The organism is Pseudomonas sp. AC239 (genome assembly GCF_979258545.1).
On the sequence record NZ_OZ409864.1, the window covers coordinates 4,723,825 to 4,741,648 of the forward strand.

Annotated in this window: 19 protein-coding genes and 2 pseudogenes; 8 read left to right on the plus strand and 13 right to left on the minus strand. The window is 58.9% G+C overall.

Annotation, left to right across the window (positions count from 1 at the left end):
* Positions 1-25 precede the first annotated feature (25 nt).
* Entirely contained in the window at positions 26-532 is a 507-nt protein-coding gene (locus ACZ0AZ_RS21615) for a nuclear transport factor 2 family protein (RefSeq protein WP_042609814.1), read from the plus strand.
* Here the strand turns inward: ACZ0AZ_RS21615 and ACZ0AZ_RS21620 are convergent.
* Positions 504-1,892, minus strand: coding sequence for a heavy metal sensor histidine kinase (locus tag ACZ0AZ_RS21620; RefSeq protein WP_463538098.1), 1,389 nt, complete (start codon positions 1,890-1,892; stop codon positions 504-506). The two genes, ACZ0AZ_RS21615 and ACZ0AZ_RS21620, sit on opposite strands and share 29 nt — an antisense overlap.
* Entirely contained in the window at positions 1,865-2,560 is a 696-nt protein-coding gene (locus tag ACZ0AZ_RS21625) for a heavy metal response regulator transcription factor (RefSeq protein ID WP_039760267.1), read from the minus strand. The genes ACZ0AZ_RS21620 and ACZ0AZ_RS21625 overlap by 28 nt, the downstream gene beginning before the upstream one ends.
* Positions 2,561-2,775: 215 nt before the next feature.
* On the opposite strand from ACZ0AZ_RS21625, the gene ACZ0AZ_RS21630 reads away from it, so the two are divergent.
* The 6 genes and pseudogenes from ACZ0AZ_RS21630 (at position 2,776) to ACZ0AZ_RS21655 (ending at position 6,942) form a co-directional block, all read left to right on the plus strand.
* Positions 2,776-3,384, plus strand: coding sequence for a hypothetical protein (locus ACZ0AZ_RS21630; protein ID WP_463538099.1), 609 nt, complete (start codon positions 2,776-2,778; stop codon positions 3,382-3,384).
* 71 nt (positions 3,385-3,455) lie between these two features.
* Positions 3,456-4,076 carry a cytochrome b/b6 domain-containing protein gene (locus tag ACZ0AZ_RS21635; protein WP_039760270.1) on the plus strand — a complete coding sequence of 207 codons (621 nt, stop codon included), beginning with the start codon at positions 3,456-3,458 and terminating at the stop codon, positions 4,074-4,076.
* Positions 4,073-4,843, plus strand: coding sequence for a molybdopterin-dependent oxidoreductase (locus ACZ0AZ_RS21640; protein WP_463538100.1), 771 nt, complete (start codon positions 4,073-4,075; stop codon positions 4,841-4,843). The genes ACZ0AZ_RS21635 and ACZ0AZ_RS21640 overlap by 4 nt, the downstream gene beginning before the upstream one ends.
* An 843-nt stretch (positions 4,844-5,686) precedes the next feature.
* Positions 5,687-6,286 (plus strand): annotated as a pseudogene (locus tag ACZ0AZ_RS21645) (transposase); the annotation flags it as partial.
* A 105-nt stretch (positions 6,287-6,391) separates the two neighbouring features.
* Positions 6,392-6,733 (plus strand): annotated as a pseudogene (locus ACZ0AZ_RS21650) (transporter); the annotation flags it as partial.
* Positions 6,734-6,813: 80 nt separating this feature from the next.
* The gene (locus ACZ0AZ_RS21655) at positions 6,814-6,942 is read left to right on the plus strand and encodes a hypothetical protein (RefSeq protein ID WP_268747866.1); all 129 of its coding nucleotides are present in this window, start codon (positions 6,814-6,816) and stop codon (positions 6,940-6,942) included.
* Between the two features lie 38 nt (positions 6,943-6,980).
* Here ACZ0AZ_RS21655 and ACZ0AZ_RS21660 read toward each other — a convergent pair whose 3' ends face one another.
* The 10 genes from ACZ0AZ_RS21660 to cyoA all read right to left on the minus strand — a co-directional run bounded on the left by ACZ0AZ_RS21660 (position 6,981) and on the right by cyoA (position 15,961).
* Positions 6,981-8,357 carry an MFS transporter gene (locus tag ACZ0AZ_RS21660; protein WP_463538799.1) on the minus strand — a complete coding sequence of 459 codons (1,377 nt, stop codon included), beginning with the start codon at positions 8,355-8,357 and terminating at the stop codon, positions 6,981-6,983.
* Positions 8,358-8,639: 282 nt separating this feature from the next.
* Positions 8,640-9,314 (minus strand): polysaccharide lyase family 7 protein, encoded by a 675-nt coding sequence (locus ACZ0AZ_RS21665; protein WP_129998610.1) that lies wholly within the window; start codon positions 9,312-9,314, stop codon positions 8,640-8,642.
* A 42-nt stretch (positions 9,315-9,356) separates the two neighbouring features.
* Complete coding sequence (locus tag ACZ0AZ_RS21670; protein ID WP_463538101.1) at positions 9,357-10,523, minus strand: MFS transporter; 1,167 nt, start codon at positions 10,521-10,523, stop codon at positions 9,357-9,359.
* Positions 10,524-10,563: 40 nt separating this feature from the next.
* Positions 10,564-10,806: a DUF2934 domain-containing protein gene (locus tag ACZ0AZ_RS21675; RefSeq protein ID WP_463538102.1), complete on the minus strand. Its 243-nt coding sequence runs from the start codon at positions 10,804-10,806 to the stop codon at positions 10,564-10,566.
* Between the two features lie 56 nt (positions 10,807-10,862).
* Positions 10,863-11,123, minus strand: a complete 261-nt coding sequence (locus ACZ0AZ_RS21680) for a metallothionein (protein WP_080769387.1) — start codon at positions 11,121-11,123, stop codon at positions 10,863-10,865.
* Positions 11,116-12,141, minus strand: a complete 1,026-nt coding sequence (cyoE, locus tag ACZ0AZ_RS21685) for a heme o synthase (RefSeq protein WP_463538103.1) — start codon at positions 12,139-12,141, stop codon at positions 11,116-11,118. The genes ACZ0AZ_RS21680 and cyoE overlap by 8 nt, the downstream gene beginning before the upstream one ends.
* Entirely contained in the window at positions 12,099-12,437 is a 339-nt protein-coding gene (cyoD, locus tag ACZ0AZ_RS21690) for a cytochrome o ubiquinol oxidase subunit IV (RefSeq protein WP_016774550.1), read from the minus strand. The genes cyoE and cyoD overlap by 43 nt, the downstream gene beginning before the upstream one ends.
* 1 nt (position 12,438) lies before the next feature.
* Entirely contained in the window at positions 12,439-13,053 is a 615-nt protein-coding gene (locus tag ACZ0AZ_RS21695) for a cytochrome o ubiquinol oxidase subunit III (RefSeq protein WP_039760281.1), read from the minus strand.
* Positions 13,054-13,055: 2 nt separating this feature from the next.
* The gene (gene cyoB, locus ACZ0AZ_RS21700; RefSeq protein ID WP_039760284.1) at positions 13,056-15,029 is read right to left on the minus strand and encodes a cytochrome o ubiquinol oxidase subunit I; all 1,974 of its coding nucleotides are present in this window, start codon (positions 15,027-15,029) and stop codon (positions 13,056-13,058) included.
* 2 nt (positions 15,030-15,031) lie between these two features.
* A complete protein-coding gene (gene cyoA / locus ACZ0AZ_RS21705) occupies positions 15,032-15,961 on the minus strand; it encodes a ubiquinol oxidase subunit II (protein ID WP_463538104.1) in 930 nt (309 codons plus the stop codon).
* A 318-nt stretch (positions 15,962-16,279) separates the two neighbouring features.
* Between cyoA and ACZ0AZ_RS21710 the strand changes: the two genes are divergently transcribed.
* Complete coding sequence (locus ACZ0AZ_RS21710) at positions 16,280-16,594, plus strand: hypothetical protein (protein WP_129998615.1); 315 nt, start codon at positions 16,280-16,282, stop codon at positions 16,592-16,594.
* Between the two features lie 13 nt (positions 16,595-16,607).
* On the opposite strand, the gene galE is transcribed toward ACZ0AZ_RS21710, so the two are convergent.
* Complete coding sequence (gene galE / locus ACZ0AZ_RS21715; RefSeq protein WP_129998616.1) at positions 16,608-17,633, minus strand: UDP-glucose 4-epimerase GalE; 1,026 nt, start codon at positions 17,631-17,633, stop codon at positions 16,608-16,610.
* Between the last annotated feature and the right edge of the window lie 191 nt (positions 17,634-17,824).

Consider the following 17,824-nt stretch of genomic DNA (forward strand, 5'->3'; position numbering starts at 1 on the left):
CGCAGCCCCTGCAGGAAACCTCATCATGAACAATGAACAACTGACAGCCCGACTGGACGCCCTGGAAAGTCGCGCCGCCATCGAGTCGCTGATCAGCGCCTACGCCAATGCTTTCGACCGCATCGACGCCTCGCTTCTTAGCTCAATCTGGCACGAAGAGTCCACATTGGATCTACCGGGTTTTGGCCAGGCTGGAAACCGTGACGAAATCCTGGCGATGGCGCAAAACAGCTGGCGCCAGATGCCCCATATGCACCACTGGATGGCCAACCCGCTGATTGAAATCGAGGGTGACAGCGCAGTGGGCACGGTAGCTGCGGATTGCCTGTTTCATGACATTGAAAAAGGCCCGGTGCAAGTCAGCGGTCTTTACCACGACAGGTTTGAACGTCGGGACGGAAAGTGGGCGTTCCTGTCACGTCGTTTTGAAATGCATTTCCTGACGCCGTTAAAAGATTGGGTACCCGCAGCGGGCGAAGAACAGTTTGCACCGTTCGAGCAGCTCAAGGGAACGACAGCGAAAAACGAATAGTCCCGGCCCTTGGCTGTTCGACACCCACGTGGCCGTCATGCAGTTGCATGATGGCCACGACAATGGCGAGGCCAAGCCCGTAGGAGTCGGAATTCTGGTGCCGAGACGCATCGCCACGGTAAAAGCGGTCGAAGAGTTTGCCCAGGGTTTCGTCGCCCAGCACCGGCCCTTGGTTCTCCACCTCAATCCGGGCACCTCCGTGGGTTTCCAATACCCGTATCAGAATCTCGGTGCCCTCGTAAGCGTAGCGAACAGCGTTCGCCACCAGGTTGCTCAACGCTCTGCGCAGCAGCAAGGGGTCAGCGAGCACGATACCATCGCCCGTTATTTGGAAGCTCATTCGCCGCTCTTCAGCCAAACCCTCAAAATACTCAGCGATGCGCTGTGATTCGTCATGCAGCGACAGTTGCTGGCGCTCCACTACGGCTTGCGCTTCATCGGCGCGCGCCAGAAATAGAATGCTTTCGACGATGCGCGAGATCCGTTCGAGTTCTTCAAGGTTCGAAGCGATCAGCGCCTGATATTCGTCCTCGCTACGGCGTTGGCGAAGGGCAACCTGACAATGTCCCATCAACGACCCGACCGGCGTGCGGATTTCATGGGCAAGGTCGGCGGAAAATTGCGTCAGTCGCTGATAACCCTGAGCAAGACGATCAAGCATCGCGTTATAGGCGTCACTCAGCTGTTGCAATTCAACCGGCGTATCGGCGCTGTCCATGCGGCTGTGCAGACGCTCAGGCGTTATGGCTGCGGCATGGGCGGCCATTTTGCGCAGCGGACGCAGCCCGCGACGCAATAACAGATAACCCAGCAACGCGGTTGCCAGAAAGGCAAGGGCCACGGCCAGGTAGATGCGCTCGCGATACGCTGCAAGCATCGCCATTTCCTTGCCCATAAGGTGGGCGGCCGTCAATCGGACTGCACGGCCACCCGACGTCGTGACTACGGAGGCGGCGCGCAGCCTTGTTCCCGAGTCGGTCACGCCGCTGCGCAGATCACTGACACTCAGCTTTGTGTCCTGGCCGATCACCGGCAGTTCAGGCAACGTGACGTTGAGTGGATTGACCTGGATGACCGGTGGCTGCCCCGGCTCTTCAATGATGAAGATGTCGTCTTCGCTGTCGAGCATGTTCTTGAAAATCTGCGGGCCGTCGCGCAGCTTTTCGATGGCGAGTTCGTAATGCAGGAGCTTGCGGAAATGCTCCAGACGGCCCATCACCGCGTGATCGCTGTAGATCAATACCGAGGCTTTCATCGTCTGATACAGATAGAAGCCCGCGCCGGCCACGGCCAGCATCGCGACCATGGCAAACGCCACGGTCGATCGCAGCGTCAGCGAGGGTTGGCGTCGGGACCGCATGGCCTCACCTCGCAGACATAGCCGATACCGCGAATGGTATGGATCAGCTTGATCGGGTAGGGCTGGTCGACCTTGTTGCGCAGGCGCTTGACAGCGACGTCCACCACGTTGGTATCGCTGTCGAAATTCATGTCCCAGACTTCCGAAGCGATTTGTGTCCTGGACAACACATCGCCGGCTCGACGGAGAAACAGATGGAGCAGGGCGAACTCCTTGTTGGTCAGCACGATCACCTGTTGTTGGCGGGTCACGCGGCGCCGGACCAGATCCAGTTCGAGATCGGCAAGGTGGAAATGGTCGGCTTCGCGCACGACACCGCGGCGCAGAATAGTGCGGATGCGCAACAGCAGTTCGGTAAACGAAAAAGGTTTGATCAGGTAATCATCGGCGCCCAGTTCCAGACCGCGAATGCGGTCTTGCAACTGGTCGCGCGCGGTAAGGAACAGCACGGGTACGTCTTGTCTGGCGCGCAACAGCTCGATGATCTGAAACCCGTCAATCCCGGGCAACATCACGTCCAGCACGATCAGGTCATAGGTCGTATGCAAGGCCATGTGCAGACCGTCGGCGCCGTGCTGGGTCCAGTCGACGTTGTAACCGGACTCGCCGAGCCCCTTTTTCAGGTACTCACCTGTTTTGGTGTCATCTTCGATCAGCAGGATATGCATCGTGAGGCGCGCTCGGGTCTCTTCATGACGGGATTCAGCCCGCGACATCGGTATCTCGGCTGTGCAGTGTAGCGGGATGAACGGGCGCAGTCGGTTACATTTCTGTCATTCACCGGCAGGGCTGACGAATGACAAAAATGTCATTCGGCGGTCATCGTGACGTCCCGGTCTGCGGTCGAGGATGGCGACACATCAACCCATGAGGAATCGTCGCCATGCAACTCAAAAACGCCCTGTCTACCACGTTCGGTTTGGTGATGCTCAGCGCTGCCGTCATTGCCACCGCCGCCGACATGCCGGTCATCAAACCACTGCGCGGTACGGTGGAAAGCGTCAGCAACAACACGCTGACCTTCACTGTCCGCTCTGGCGCCCAGCAGATGATCGGACTGACTGACAAGACCGGTATCAGCCGGGTATCGAAGGCCAATATCGACTCGATCAAATCCGACAGTTTCATCGGCTCGGCGGCCATCCCGCAGGCCAACGGAACCTTGAAGGCGCTTGAGGTCACGGTATTCGACGCCAGGCTCAAGGGCAGCGGCGAAGGTCATTACGGCTGGCAGAACGCGGACGGCAGCACTGGCACCATGACCAACGGCACCGTTGGCAAACTGTCCAAAACCGACGGCCGCACGTTGACCGTCAACTACCAGGGCGGTGAGAAACAAATCGTCGTGCCGGATGACGTGCCTATCGCCTACGTCGAGCCAGGCAAAGCCGATGAGCTGGTCAAAGGAACGAAAATTGTCGTGTTCCCCGCTGCAGATGGCACCGCACGCGGCATTGCAGTCGGCAAGGATGGCTTCCAGCCACCGATGTAATCATCTGAGAAAGCTTGAGCGTTGCCTTCTGGCAACGCTCCGCTACACGGAAGGCTTGCAAGGGGAACCACGTGAGACAGAAGAAACTGCATCCCTGGCCGGTTCGCCTCACCCATTGGCTCAATGCGGCCTGCATGGTCTGCATGTTCATGAGCGGTTGGGCTATCTACAACGCCTCGCCACTGTTCAGTTTCAGGTTTCCGGTGTCATTGACCGTGGGCGGTTGGCTGGGCGGGGCACTTGCCTGGCATTTTGCGTTCATGTGGCTGCTGCTGATCAACGGCGCAATCTATGTGCTGTACGGGTTGGCCAGTCGTCATTTCAAACGTGAGCTGCTGCCCATCGGCATTGCCGCATTGAAGCATGATCTGACCGATGCCTTGCGCTTTCGGCTGGTGCATGAAAAGGGTGTCTATAACGCAGTACAGCGCCTGATGTACTGGATCGTGCTGGCGGCAGGTGTACTGATCGTGATCTCGGGTGTAGCGATCTGGAAACCGGTTCAACTTCAAGAGCTGGTCGCGTTACTGGGCGGCTATGACGTTGCTCGTTACGTACATTTTGCGGCCATGGCGATGATTGCAGCGTTTGTGGTGATTCACCTGGTCTTGGTGATTCTGGTACCAAAAACCCTGGTGCCAATGATCACGGGTGGAGTGCGGACGCCTGATAACGAGAAAAATGGGTCATGACTGAATTTAAAATAACAACGCGTCAGCGCGTCAGGATTGAACCTGCGCAACAGCTTGAACTGGAAAACATTCAGCGCCGGCATTTTCTTCGGGCCGGCCTGACGGTTGGCGCGATGTCGATGCTGACCGGTTGCAACCTGCAGGACGGCGATCAGGTCGACAAAGTGCTTTGGGCCATGTCGCGTTGGAACGACCGGGTCCAGGCGTGGCTGTTCAGTGGACGGAAACTGGCGCCGACCTTCGCCCGCGCGCAGATCACCAAGCCGTTTCCGTTCAACGCTTTCTATGGTCAGGACGATATCCCTGAAGTAGACCTGACCAGTTACTCGCTCGCCGTCTCCGGCCGGATCAGGGACAAGGCGCCGTGGACACTCGAAAGCTTGCGCAAGCTGCCGCAACGCAGCGATATCACTCGGCTGATCTGTGTTGAGGGCTGGAGCGCGATCGGTCAATGGGGAGGTGTACCGCTGAAAACCTTCCTGGAACACATCGGCGCCGACACCACAGCGAAATTTGTCGGTTTCAAATGTGCCGATCGTTACTACTCCAGTCTGGACATGCCGACTGCCTTGCACCCGCAGACGCTGTTGGCACTGAATTACGCTGACGTGGCGCTGCCGCCCGAGTACGGCTATCCGCTGAGGGTTCGGGTCCCCACCAAACTGGGATTCAAAAACCCCAAGCATGTTGTCGAGATTTTCGTCAGCAACGACAACCCGGGCGGGTATTGGGAAGACCAGGGCTACAACTGGTTCAGCGGGATCTGATGAAGCAAAGAACGGAACTGTCACGCCAGGAACACTGGCGAGATTCATGACACCAAGCGTGATATGAGGCATGCCGATGACCGGTATTTCTGCAGTACCGCCAGCACCATCCGACTGGCCAACATCAGAACCCAGGATGCGGGCAACGAGTGATGGAGCAGATTTCCAATCTCTCTTGCAGGCTCAGTCCAAGCCGCCTTTACAACAGTCAGATAAAGCTCGCACTCGGATGCTCTTTGATAATCTTGCCGCATGTACCTTCAATGGCGAAAAAAGGGCTATCTGCTCTGATGTTATCGGCACAGGGGGACTGAATGCGTTCGCCATTGCGGTGGCTCTTTCGCCGCTAACCGTCACCTGGGTACCGACCGAGATTGTTCGAGCGCCACTGCGTTCGCCTGGGATACCGACTTTTCGCCGTCGCAATCCCTCTTCAGCCGAGAGCTCCTTCCTCAACCGGTCAAGCTCGGAGGATAGGGGTTATGATTAGACGTGTCTCGAGAGCTTGCTCGCCGTAGGCCAGTATTATTAAGGGAGAAGCACATACCGCCAATTCTCACCTGTAGCGTTGAATGGTCTTTCGTTCGCCTGAAGTAGAAAGCCCGATGGCTTCTCTACCGTGGCGAAGGTGGTGTTATGAGGCAGCGTCGACTTACAGCCTATTTTTCCACCCCGCTGTCATCCCCCGCTTATTCTGAGCATCAGAGAGTTATAGCCCGCGATCAGGGCTACTTTTGGCCGAAGGTAGTCGATCGTGAACGGCCGCTTTCGGCCCAGAGTGTGTAAAAACACCTTCGCGAACCCTTGCTATGATTTCTGAGGATTTCATCGCAGGGATCGCCCATGAAGCGCTTTATCCAAGGTGAACATCGAGGCCAAGGCACCTTACTTCCCGAGAGCCTCGACGACTACGTCAGCGATACCAATCCGGTGCGCGTAGTCGACGTTTTTGTCGACGAACTCGACCTGGTCAATCTGGGTTTTGAAGGTGCCATTCCAGCCGATACTGGCCGGCCGGCTTACCACCCCGCGATCCTGTTGAAGATCTACATCTACGGCTATCTCAACCGCATTCAGTCGAGCCGACGCCTGGAGCGAGAAGCTCAACGCAACGTCGAGCTGATGTGGTTGACCGGGCGTGTGATGCCGGACTTTAAGACCATCGCCAACTTCCGAAAAGACAACAGCAAGGCCATCCGAGGCGTCTGTCGCCAGTTCGTTGTGCTGTGTCAGCAGTTGGGACTGTTTGGAGAACATCTGGTCGCCATCGATGGCAGTAAATTCAAAGCAGTCAACAACCGCGACCGCAATTTCACCAGCGCCAAACTGAAGCGGCGCATGGAAGAGATTGAATCGAGTATCAGCCGTTACCTGGCGGCACTCGATGCTGCCGATCGGCAAGAACCCACAGCTTCCGAGCCCAGTGCCGTGCGGCTGGAGGAGGTCGATCAAACCAAGTCGCGTTCAGGGGACACGCTCTCAGGCACTTACCGCAACGCTGCGCTGCACATAATCGGCGCAGGCGCGACCTGGCGCTTTTGACGTGAGCCATACATCGTCTGCAAGAACGGGCTGCTCATATCCCACACGATTCTGCCGGCCATCGATCGGCACGGTCTCGCGGCGTTGGTGATATCACTCAAAGCTTGTTCTTTTCATCCAGACAACCGACTGAAGTTGGCTGGATACTCGGTGCCGGCCTGGCGATCCTGATCTCAAAATGGCTGGACCCATGGCATCTTGGCGAATCACCTCTGGGAGCTGGATGGAAGCCCGCCGGCTGACAGGGACAAGGTCAACCAGACGTTCCTGCAACCGTTCCTCTCCTATACCAACAGCACGCTGACGACCTGGGGCGTGAATACCGAGTCGACCTATAACTGGCAATCGTCATGGCGAGGCAATGGTCCGAGTCCGGAACTGCCAGCCCTCGCCGATGCCGAAATAACAACGACAACGAGGGCAGTGCCATGACTGACGAAAAAACCGAACTACCAGAAGAAGAACCGGATCAATCAACCCCGGCGCATTCCACTGAAGAAGAGCGCGAGCGCTTGAAGGACTTCAACAAGGACGGCATCCCGCCGGGCAGTTGCTGATCCACACGGAGTCAGGCGTCCTTCCGACGTCTGACTCTTCAGTTGCCCGCGGTACTGGTCTCAGCCTGCGCCACCAACTCCCCGCTGATCGCATCGACCATGGCCGGATGTTCCTCAGCGGCCACGCGCAAGTCCTCGGTAACCCGCAACTCCGCACCCGTCGGCGAAAAGGTCGCGGCGGCGGTGAACGGTGCGGGATTCGCCGGCACCGGGCGTTTGCCGCGGCGCCAGAAGAAAAAGCTGACCATGCTCAGGTTGACCACTGCGAATACCCAGAACAGGCCGTTGGCGCCGAACGAGTTCATCACCGGCGAAATCATCATCGGGCTGATGGCCGAGCCCAGTGAATTGATCAGCAGCAAGCCCTGGATCATCGGCACCAGCGCTTCGGCGGGCGCGCGGTCGGCTGCGTGGCTGACGGCAACCGGATACAGCGCGAATACGCCGCCACCGAGCAGAAACAGCATCGCGGCGAGCATTGTCGAGGACAGCGGCACAAGCACAATCACCAGTGACAAAACTGTGCACGCCACCGTCAGCAGGGTCAGTACCTGCAAGCGATCGGTGCGGTCGGACCAGCGTCCGACCGGATATTGCAGCAGCATCGCGCCGAGGATCGTCCAGGCCATCATGCTGCCGACTTCACCGACGTCCAGCCCGCTGCGTTGCAGATACAGCGGCAACAAGGTGTAGATTGCGGCGATGGTCACCCCCGAGCCGAAACAGCCGACCAGCCCGGTCGGCGTCACGCCCAGCAGCTGCCGGGGCTTGAGCGGCTCGACCTGATCGAGCAGCGGCGACACTCGCGGCAGGATCACGATCGGCAGCACCGACAACGCAGCGAGCATGCCGGCGACCATGAACGGCGCGCTGTCGCTCATGCCGGTGATGGTCCCCAGCGTGGCCTGGCCCAAAACACCAGCGCCATAAAGGACGATCATGTACAGCGCGAGCAAGCGCCCGCGAATCTTTTCGTCACCCGCCAAGAGCAGCCAGCTCTCGATTACCAGAAACACACCGACCGTGGCCCAGCCGTTGATCAGGCGCAGGACCAGCCAGCCCCAAGTGTCATAGAACAGACCCTGCAACAGGATCGTCACGGCGATCAGCGAGGCGAAGCTGCCGTAGGCACGAATGTGGCCGATGCGCAAAATCAGCCGGTCATTGAACACCGCGCCCAGCGTCAGCCCCATGAAATACGCCGATGAAACAACCCCGATCATCGTCGCCGAGGCACCGGCGGCGTCCAGACGAAGGGTGGTCAGGGAGGAAAGAAAACCATTGCCCAGAGCAATAATGAACAGCCCGAGCAGGGGCGCCAGCGCCATGGCCAGCAAACGCGGAGACATAAAAACCTCAAGAAATCGAACAGCGCAACGTGCGCCTCTGCGCGTGCGGTTGCCAGGCTGGAACAGGTGTTGTGCAAGTGTCTGCCGGTCGGGCAGGGTGGTGGCATCGGCCGTACGTCAATGAGGCATGGCCAGTCTAGGATAGGCTTGTCTATGACCAGACCGGACCTCTGCAAGAGCGCGCGGGATTCTAAGGCTTGCGCAGGATTTGCCAATAGCCGAAGGCTGCGACGTTAGGACGCAGGCTGTTTTGAGGTTCCAAGGGAGGCTGGAAACCAATCATCGGGCTGAGCTCCGAAAAAGGGCCATGCATGCGAAAACTACGCAGGCCCTTGTTCATTTCAGCCCCTAGGTATGCGAAATCAACAAATCACTAATGATGCAGATCGAACCATCCTCAGGCGGCGTGGCGTCGGTGTAGTCGATCTGGTTGTAGACCCCGCCATGGAAGTTGAACACCTGCGAATTCCACGAGGCATCCAGCTGCAAGTCACCCGATGTGCCGATGTTGCCGTTGTAGTCGACGGTGACTCGAGCCACGCCGGCAGAGTTCGCTCGAATGGTCACCTTGAACTTCGCACCCAGCGGCACGCCTTTGAGCACCGTGGTGTTGATCGGAGTGGTCTGATTGAAGCTCTGGCGGAAGCCCATGGTGATGTTGCCTTTTTGCCAGAACACCTTGATGGCCGGGCTGTCGTCGTTTTTCACATGCATTTGCGAGATCACCACTTTCTGCGCTGAGTTGACCTTGGTCACGGTCATCTCCTGATAGTTGAGGTGGTCAGCGGCGCTGGCCAGCGACCAGTAGGTCGCTTCCTTCCATTCGCAGCGGGTGCGGTGAGTGCTCTTGCTCGAGGCGCCTTTGGTGGGGGCGGACAGTTGCAGTGATCCGTCCGGCAGGATCGTGACGATACTGGGGAATTGCGCGATCGCCTGGGCTCCGTTGAGCTCCAGTGCCACCGGATTGGTCGCCGAGACGGGAACCGGAGTGGAGAGGGTGAGATTGCTGATGTTTACGGCCATGGTTTCTACTCCTGACGATAAAAATCATTGGCGCTCCAAGCCTCAGGCCATTCCTGATCCGCACATTAGCCTGCGCGGATTATCACCACCTCGGGGGCTCAGCAGCATGGCGACGCAGGCGGCCGCCGCAAAAACACACAGGGCAACGGTCACACCTGTCGCCTCCAGCACTGCTCCGAAAATCGGTGTGCCGGCGGTCTGACCGAGTGCCAGCACCAGAAACGGGATGCCCAATCCCAAGTCCGGGCGATCCGGGAACAAGCGGATGCCTTGCAACAGATAAACGCCTGAAGAAACGATGTAGGCCGCGCCAAACAGGCTCATCGCGGCGAGGCCGTAAATGGCAGAAGCGCCAGTGGCGACAAGTCCCAGCGTGCCGGCCGCGATCCCTGCGAGCGCCAGATGTTGCATGCGTGCGACACCAAAGCGGTCTGTAAGCACACCGGTTGCGCAACCACTGATGCCCGCGGCGCCCAACACGATCCAGGCCCAGGCAATCGACTGATCGGAAAATCCAGCCTCGCTGCGCAGAATGTCGGCACCGAATGTCCAGATCGCCGTGCTCGCCAACCCCATCAGAAAGGCACTGACGCACAGCGGCAGTACGCCCGGCCGACGCAACATTGGTAGAGAAAAATTCTGCGCGACGTCATGGGCCACCCGGCGCGGTATTGCGAACCAGAGCCACACCGTTACACCGACGCCGATCAAGCCGAACAGCGCATAGAGCTGGCGCCATTGTCCTGCAGCCACTATCGCTGCCAGGCCGGAAAAAACGATCCCGGCCGCCGTCCCGGCATTGATGAAACCATTGGCCCGCGGACGGTCCGCATCATCAAGACGCGCCGCCACTGCGCTGGCCAATGGCGGCGAGGTCAGACCGGTGCTCAATCCCGCCAGCGCCACGCCGCAGCCCAACGCCAATCCGGACGCCGCGAGCACAATCAACCCCATCCCGAGCGCCGCCGCCGCGCCGGCCATGACCGTCAACCCGCGTGGGCTGACTTTGCCACTGCACACAAACGTCGCGACGATGCCCACGCAATACGCCGCAAACGCACTGCCGCCGATCCATCCGGCAGCGGACACACTCAAGGCCAGATCCTGACGAATCTGCGGCAGCAGCGGTCCATAGGCGAAGCGCGCCAGACCGTAGGACAACGCCGTCAGCGCGAACGCCGCCAGCACCAGATTGATGCCGCGCTTCACGAGCCCGTTCCTCCCGCCAGCACGCGGCTTTGAAGGTCGATCATTTGGCAGCAGACGTGGTTTTCTTGCGCGTCCTGGTTGCAGGAGCAGCGCTGGCTGCCTTGGCCTTTGTCCGTGGTGCCGGCGGCGCTACGCTGCTGGCGACCGAACCCGGCAAGCCATCGGAATCGAACGCATCCAATTCGGCGCGCGCCTGCAACCAGTGCTCGAAATCATTACCGTGCGGCCGACCTTGTTCTTCCCAAAGCCTGTAGGCGATTTTGCGGATGGTTTCCTCGTCCATTTCGTTGTCTCCTGCTGATGTAAAAAAGTGCCTCGAAGGCGAGCAACCGGGGCGGATCAAGGTGAAATCGGATCGCTGGCGGGGAAGGTTTCTTCAACCGCTTGATCCAGTTTCGAGTCACTCACATTGCGCTCATCGGCCCCAAGGTTCTGCTCGCAATGGCAAGCCGAAGAGGGGCAGGGTTGGCCCTTTGGGTGCAGATCCGCGCAGGCCTGACTGCAAAACTGCTTGCCGTCACGCTCGAAAGTTTGCTCGCCGCTGCACTTGCAGGTGCAGCCCGGGCAGGCGCAAGCGGATGTTGAAGGATCGTTAGCCATGGGTTTCCTCCAGATAGTCTGTAAACGCGGTCGTTACCGAGTCTGATAACCCGCCCCGCACCTGCGTTTGATGATTTTCCTCCACGCCCGATGAGCGGTAGAGCGCAGAGGGCGAGGGCAGTACGGCGTTCAACGCCAGGGAAAGATTCAGCGCCAGGATCAGCAGGATCGATACGCTGAAGATGCGCCGCGCCCAGACTTTCGCATTGACATTTCGCACTGGTCGCAACGTTAGATAAAACCAGTAGCCGCCCAGCCCGAGCACCACCAGCGGATAGGAAACATTGATAGCCGCCACCCAGCCCAATATCGCCGCGCTGATCAGGAAGGCGACCATGTAGAGGTTGATCTCGCGTCGGGCCTGGCTGAGCGTCAAGGTCGGTAACCCGGCGGCGCGAAAGTCTTCGTGGCGCATGACGGTGATCGCGTGGGAGTGTGGCATCTGCCAGCAGCAAAACACCACGATCAGCATCAGCGCCGTGGCATCGAAGCTGCCGGTGACCGCGCAATAACCGACCACCGGCGGCATGGCCCCGGACAGGCTGCCGACCAGCGTGCCCCAATGCGAACGGCGTTTCATCAGGCAGGTATAAACGCCCGCATAAACCATCAGACCGACTGCCGCCATGGCGCAGGCCAAGGCTGTCGTGCCGACCCACAACAAGCCGAAGCCGATCACACCCAGCACCGCCGCGTAGCAAAACGCACTGGGCAACGACACAGCGCGAACCGCCAAGGCCCGATGACAGGTGCGCACCATGCGCCGATCGATGTCGCGGTCGACGCAGTTGTTGATCACGCAACCGCAAGCGATGACCAGCGCGGTACCGAGCAGGGCGGCCAATAAATGCGCCGGGGACACCGGGCGGCCACCGGCGGCAAGCAGATAGCCGCCGAACACCGAAGCCAGGTTGCCGACGATGATGCCGGGCTTGGTCAGTTCCAGCCCGACATTCAGCGACAGCCGCCATTGCTTCAGTGCGCCAGCATGTTGTGGTGAATGCTGTCCATGATCCATAGCGAAAGCCCAACCAGCAGAAGAATGATCACCACCGAGAAGATCAGCGCTCTGAGGTTCCAGCGTTGCTCCTTGGCGGTGTCCAGATGCAGGAAATATTTCAGGTGGGCGAAGACCTGCACTACGCCAAGTGCGACCACCACCCAAGCGGTGACGCTGCGTGGCAACGTCGGGTACATGACCAAACCAAAGGGAATCACCGTCAGAATCACCGAAATGATGAAACCGACCATGTATGAACGACTGGTGCCATGGCTGGTGCCGGCACTGCTATGAATCGGGCTCTGGTTATACATGTCACACCACCCCCAGCAGATAAACCACGGTAAATACGCAGATCCACACCACATCGAGGAAATGCCAGAACAGACTCAGGCAACTCAAGCGCGTGGTGTTGGTATTGGTCAGGCCCCGGCTGCGCACTTGCAGCATCAACACCGCCATCCACACCAACCCGCTGAGCACGTGCGCGCCATGGGTGCCGACGAGGGTGAAGAACGCGGTGAGGAAACCGCTGCGATCCGGCCCGTAGCCTTCTGCGATCAGATGATGGAATTCATTGATCTCCATGGCGATGAAGCCGCAACCCAGCACGAAGGTGACGCCGAGCCAACGCAGCACGTGGGCTTTGTCATTGCGGTTCATCGCCAGCATGGCGTAGCCGTAGGTGATGCTGCTCAACAGCAGCAAAGCGGTTTCGGCAAGGACGTAGGGCAGTTCGAAAATGTCGACTGTCGAGGGGCCGCCAGCCACGCTGTCACGCAGGACCGCATAGCCTGCGAACAGCGTCGCAAACAGGATGCAGTCGGTCATCAGGTAGATCCAGAAACCGAAAATGCGCATCGAGCCCGCGTCTTCATGGCCATGTTCATGGCTGTGCGCGATGTCTTTATCCAGAACGATATTGGACATGTTCAAGCCTCCGCCAAGTCTTTGAGACGCGCTTTTTCAATCCGCGCCACTTCCTGCGCCGGGACGAAATAGTCGATGTCTTCGTCATAGCTGCGCACGATCATCGCCACCACCGAAGCGACCAGGCCGAAGATCGCCAGCCACCAGATATGCCACACCAGGGCGAAGCTGCAGATCAGCGCGAAGACGCTGATCACCAGGCCGGCGGAGGTGTTGCGCGGCATATGGATGGCGCGGTAGTCGGTGTGACTGAGGGTGCTGACGCCGCGCTCCTTCATGCCCCAATAGGCGTCGAGATCGTTGACTTTCGGTTGCTCGGCGAAGTTGTAGAACGGTGGCGGCGAGGCCGTGGCCCATTCCAGCGTACGGCCGTCCCACGGGTCGCCGGTGAGGTCGCGCAGTTTCGCGCGGTTGCGGATGCTCACGTAGAGCTGCAGCGCCTGCGCGGACACACCGCAGAGAATAATGCCGACGCCAAACAGTTCCAGCAGCAGCCACGGTTGCCAGGCCGGGTTGTCGAAATGGTTGAGGCGCCGGGTCATGCCCATGAAACCGAGCACGTAAGACGGCATGAACGCGAAGTAGAAACCCACCAGCCAGCACCAGAACGCAATGCGCCCGAGGCGGTCGTTGAGGCGGAAACCGAAGGCTTTCGGGAACCAGTAGGTCAGCCCGGCCATGTAGCCGAACACTGCGCCACCGATGATCACATTATGGAAGTGCGCGATCAGAAACAGGCTGTTGTGCAACAGGAAGTCGGCACCGGGCACCGCCAGCAGCACGCCGGTCATGCCACCGATACTGAACGTGACGATAAAGCCCAGCGTCCACAGCATCGGCGTTTCGAAGCGCACGCGGCCGCGATACATGGTGAACAGCCAAGTGAAGATTTTCACCCCGGTCGGCACTGCAATGATCATCGTCATGATGCCGAAGAACGCGTTGACGTTGGCCCCCGCGCCCATGGTGAAGAAGTGGTGCAGCCAGACGATGAACGACAGGATCGTGATCGCAATCGTCGCCCACACCAGCGAGACATAGCCGAACAGGCGCTTGCTGCTGAAGGTCGCGGCGATCTCCGAGAAAATCCCGAACGCCGGCAGGATGAGGATGTACACCTCCGGATGCCCCCAGGCCCAGATGAGGTTGACGTACATCATCGGATTGCCGCCGGCCTCGTTGGTGAAGAAGTGCATGCCCAGATAACGATCGAGGGTCAGCATGAGCAGGGTCGCGGTCAGAATCGGGAACGCAGCGAGAATCAGGATCGAGGTGCACAGTGCATTCCAGGTGAACACCGGCATCTTGAACAGGGTCATGCCTTCGGTGCGCATCTTCAGGATGGTCACGAAGAAGTTGACCCCGGTTAACAGCGTCCCTATCCCGGATATCTGTAATGACCAGATGTAGTAATCCACCCCGACGCCGGGGCTGTAGCCAAGTTCGGACAGGGGCGGGTAGGCGACCCAGCCGGTGCGGGCAAATTCACCGACGCCCAGGGAAATATTCACCAGTGCCGCGCCAACCACGAACAGCCAGAAGCTCAGCGCGTTGAGGAATGGATAGGCGACATCGCGGGCGCCGATCTGCAGCGGTACGACGATGTTCATCAGGCCGACCACGAACGGCATGGCCATGAAGAAAATCATGATCACGCCGTGGGCGGTGAAGATCTGGTCGTAGTGTTCCGGCGGCAGATAACCCGGCCCACCACTGGATGCCATGGCCTGCTGGGTGCGCATCATGATCGCGTCGGAGAAACCGCGCAGCAGCATCACCAGCGCGACGATGATGTACATGCAGCCGATTTTCTTGTGGTCGACCGAAGTGAACCACTCGCGCCACAGGTAGCCCCATTTGCGCTTCCAGGTGACGGTACCGACCAGGGCAAAACCCATCAGGCCGACGATAGCCAGGGTGTACATGACAATCGGCTCGTGCAATGGAACCGCGTCCCATGAAAGTTTCCCGAACATGATTAACGCTCCTCGGCCAGCAGACTCGGTTGTTGATTGACGCGCACATCGTCGCTGTTGCGTTGCACTTGGGTTTGCTTCTTGCGCGGTGCTTTGTTCATACCCTCATACTTGTCGACGATGTCGAGAAACAGTCGCTCCTGCACAGCCGAGTAATAAGTAATCTTGTGCGCGACAGAGGGCTTGGCCAACTCGGCGTAACTGGCCTGATCAAGTTGCCCGGGCGCCGCTTTGACTTTGTTGACCCACGCTTCGTAATCCGCGCCGCTGAGTGCCAGGGTGCTGAAGTGCATGTCGGAGAAACCGTGGCCGTTATAGTTCGCGGCAATCCCGCGGTACTGACCGATTTCATTGGCGATCAAGTGCAACTTGGTCTGCATGCCGGCCATGGCATATATCTGCCCACCGAGTGCAGGAATAAAGAATGAAGTCATGGCAGCGTCAGAAGTGACGGTGAAACTTACCGGCGTATTCACCGGTATCGCCAGTTCATTGACCGAGGCAATGCCCAGATCGGGGTAAATGAACAGCCATTTCCAGTCCGTTGCCACTACTTGCACATTGAGGTGCGGCACGTCGGAATCCAGCGGGCGGTAGGGATCGAGTGAATGGGTGGTTTCCCAGGTCACCCAACCGAGTACGCAAATAATCAGGAACGGCACGCCCCAGACAACCGCTTCGATCTTGTGCGAACTGGCCCAGCGCGGCGAATAACGGGCCTTCTTGTTGGTCGCGCGGTAGCGATAGGCGAACAGGAAGGTCATGACGATGACCGGGATCACCACCAACAGCATCAGGCCCGTGGCGAGGATGATCAGGTCGCGTTCATCTCGGGCGACATCGCCCTTGGGGTTGAACACCACCAGGTTGCAACCGGCGAGCAGAACGCTGGTAGCGAGATAGACCAGGCAATAGCTGAGTATTCGCTTCATACATCCCCCTGTTTCTTTATCGATCCCTGTTTGTTCAGGCAACAGTTCGTCATGGACAGAAAACACTGTTTCTGTACCGGCTTATCACCTACGGCTGAATAACGAGTTGTATCTGCGCTCGCCTGGGCCTCGAACTTTTTGAATAAGCATTCCGGCGTTGGTTTTACAGAATGTTACCCAAGCTGACGAACGGTTGAACTAGCGAAACGGCAAGCGGGAGCGGGCGGGCTATGCTGAACATGCCTCTCGGTAAACGCGGTGTTTTTGCGTGAGAGGACAATTCATTTGAAATGAGCGAGTTGAGTCCAGGAGTACGACATGTTCATACGCGGTGAGATCTACAACAAATGGAAGGCGACGGAAAAGGCTGAGAAGTGCCATACCGAAGAAGTGGAAAACGGCTGCCATATCGAAGTGCGGGCACGGGAGGCCAATGATGGCGACGTGGAAATGTTCATCAGCGTGTATACCGCAACCGGCGAATGCGCTTACGAACGCATCAGGAAATTGCCCGGCATCGAATGGGAAGTCGAAGACGCGCTCAAGCGTGGCATCGATCAGGCAGAACGAATCGCCGGCGGTGAGTCCGGGCGATTGTCCTGTGCCGACGCGCACGGCCACGATAATGAGTGACCGTGCGCAACGTTCAATTGGCCTGGCGAACGTCAACCTGCCCGAGCTGATTGCACTGCCAGCGCCAGGCATCGGCGAGCATGCGCTGCAGTGAGCGGCTCGCCTGCCAGCCCAGTTCTTCGATAGCTTTTTGCGGATCCGCCCAGCAGCGCGCAATGTCGCCGGGGCGCCGCGCTTCAATACTCAACGGGATCTTGATGCCGGTGACCTGTTCGAAGGCGCTGATCACCTCCAGCACCGAATAGCCGCGCCCGGTGCCGAGGTTCCAGATGCTCACACCATGGCGATCGCGCAAGGCGTCGAGCGCGCAGACATGCCCCAGCGCAAGGTCGACGACGTGCAGATAATCGCGAATGCCGGTGCCGTCCGGGGTCGGGTAATCGTTGCCGAACACTGACAGCTGCGCCTGCTGGCCACTGGCGACTTGCAACAGGTAGGGCAACAGATTGTTCGGCGTGCTGGTGGGTGCCTCACCGAGCAGGCCGGAAGGGTGCGCACCGATCGGGTTGAAATAGCGCAGCAAACCGATCGACCAGCGCGGGTCGGAACTGGCGACACTCTTCATGATGTTCTCAGTCATCAGCTTCGACATGCCGTACGGATTGGTCGGTTGGCCGGTGGCACAGTCTTCGTTGATCGGCAGGGTAGCGCAGTCGCCGTAAACGGTCGCCGAAGAGCTGAATACCAGATGGAATACACCGGCCTGCGCCATCGCCTGGCACAGCGTCAGGCTGCCGCCGACATTGGTGTCGAAGTAGCGCAGGGGTTCACGCACGCTTTCGCCGACGGCTTTCAAACCGGCGCAATGCACCACGGCATCAATTGGGTAATCGTGCAGAAGATTGTCGAGCAGTCGTCGATTGCGCACATCGCCCTGGATGAACTCCGGTCGTTTGCCGGCCAGCGTACTGATGCGCTCGATTGCCGCGCGCTGGCTGTTGCACAAATTATCGAGGATCACCACATCCTCGCCGTTGCCCAGCCATTGCAATGCGACATGCGCACCAATGTATCCCGTACCACCCGTAATCAAGATCATGCGCCCGCCCTCACCAGTGACGCCATCGGCCGATGGCTTTGTGCATGGTTTCGAGGCGCCTGTGCGGCGGCAAAAACCATGTTGTCCTGGACGGTAGGGGATGGATTGTGCGGCGAGTTCAACCTTGTTTGCCAGCCGGTATGTGCAGTTCATCGGCTGCGTTCAAGGTTGGGCTGAACGTCGCGTGAACA

Excerpts from the sequence above, each read along its gene's own strand:
- ACZ0AZ_RS21615 (WP_042609814.1), top strand. The coding sequence starts at position 26 with ATGAACAATGAACAACTGACAGCCCGACTGGACGCCCTGGAAAGTCGC.
- ACZ0AZ_RS21620 (WP_463538098.1), bottom strand. The coding sequence starts at position 1,892 with ATGCGGTCCCGACGCCAACCCTCGCTGACGCTGCGATCGACCGTGGCG.
- ACZ0AZ_RS21625 (WP_039760267.1), bottom strand. The coding sequence starts at position 2,560 with ATGCATATCCTGCTGATCGAAGATGACACCAAAACAGGTGAGTACCTG.
- ACZ0AZ_RS21630 (WP_463538099.1), top strand. The coding sequence starts at position 2,776 with ATGCAACTCAAAAACGCCCTGTCTACCACGTTCGGTTTGGTGATGCTC.
- ACZ0AZ_RS21640 (WP_463538100.1), top strand. The coding sequence starts at position 4,073 with ATGACTGAATTTAAAATAACAACGCGTCAGCGCGTCAGGATTGAACCT.
- ACZ0AZ_RS21655 (WP_268747866.1), top strand. The coding sequence starts at position 6,814 with ATGACTGACGAAAAAACCGAACTACCAGAAGAAGAACCGGATCAATCA.
- ACZ0AZ_RS21665 (WP_129998610.1), bottom strand. The coding sequence starts at position 9,314 with ATGGCCGTAAACATCAGCAATCTCACCCTCTCCACTCCGGTTCCCGTC.
- ACZ0AZ_RS21675 (WP_463538102.1), bottom strand. The coding sequence starts at position 10,806 with ATGGACGAGGAAACCATCCGCAAAATCGCCTACAGGCTTTGGGAAGAA.
- ACZ0AZ_RS21680 (WP_080769387.1), bottom strand. The coding sequence starts at position 11,123 with ATGGCTAACGATCCTTCAACATCCGCTTGCGCCTGCCCGGGCTGCACC.
- cyoE (WP_463538103.1), bottom strand. The coding sequence starts at position 12,141 with ATGGATCATGGACAGCATTCACCACAACATGCTGGCGCACTGAAGCAA.
- cyoD (WP_016774550.1), bottom strand. The coding sequence starts at position 12,437 with ATGTATAACCAGAGCCCGATTCATAGCAGTGCCGGCACCAGCCATGGC.
- ACZ0AZ_RS21695 (WP_039760281.1), bottom strand. The coding sequence starts at position 13,053 with ATGTCCAATATCGTTCTGGATAAAGACATCGCGCACAGCCATGAACAT.
- cyoB (WP_039760284.1), bottom strand. The coding sequence starts at position 15,029 with ATGTTCGGGAAACTTTCATGGGACGCGGTTCCATTGCACGAGCCGATT.
- cyoA (WP_463538104.1), bottom strand. The coding sequence starts at position 15,961 with ATGAAGCGAATACTCAGCTATTGCCTGGTCTATCTCGCTACCAGCGTT.
- ACZ0AZ_RS21710 (WP_129998615.1), top strand. The coding sequence starts at position 16,280 with ATGTTCATACGCGGTGAGATCTACAACAAATGGAAGGCGACGGAAAAG.
- galE (WP_129998616.1), bottom strand. The coding sequence starts at position 17,633 with ATGATCTTGATTACGGGTGGTACGGGATACATTGGTGCGCATGTCGCA.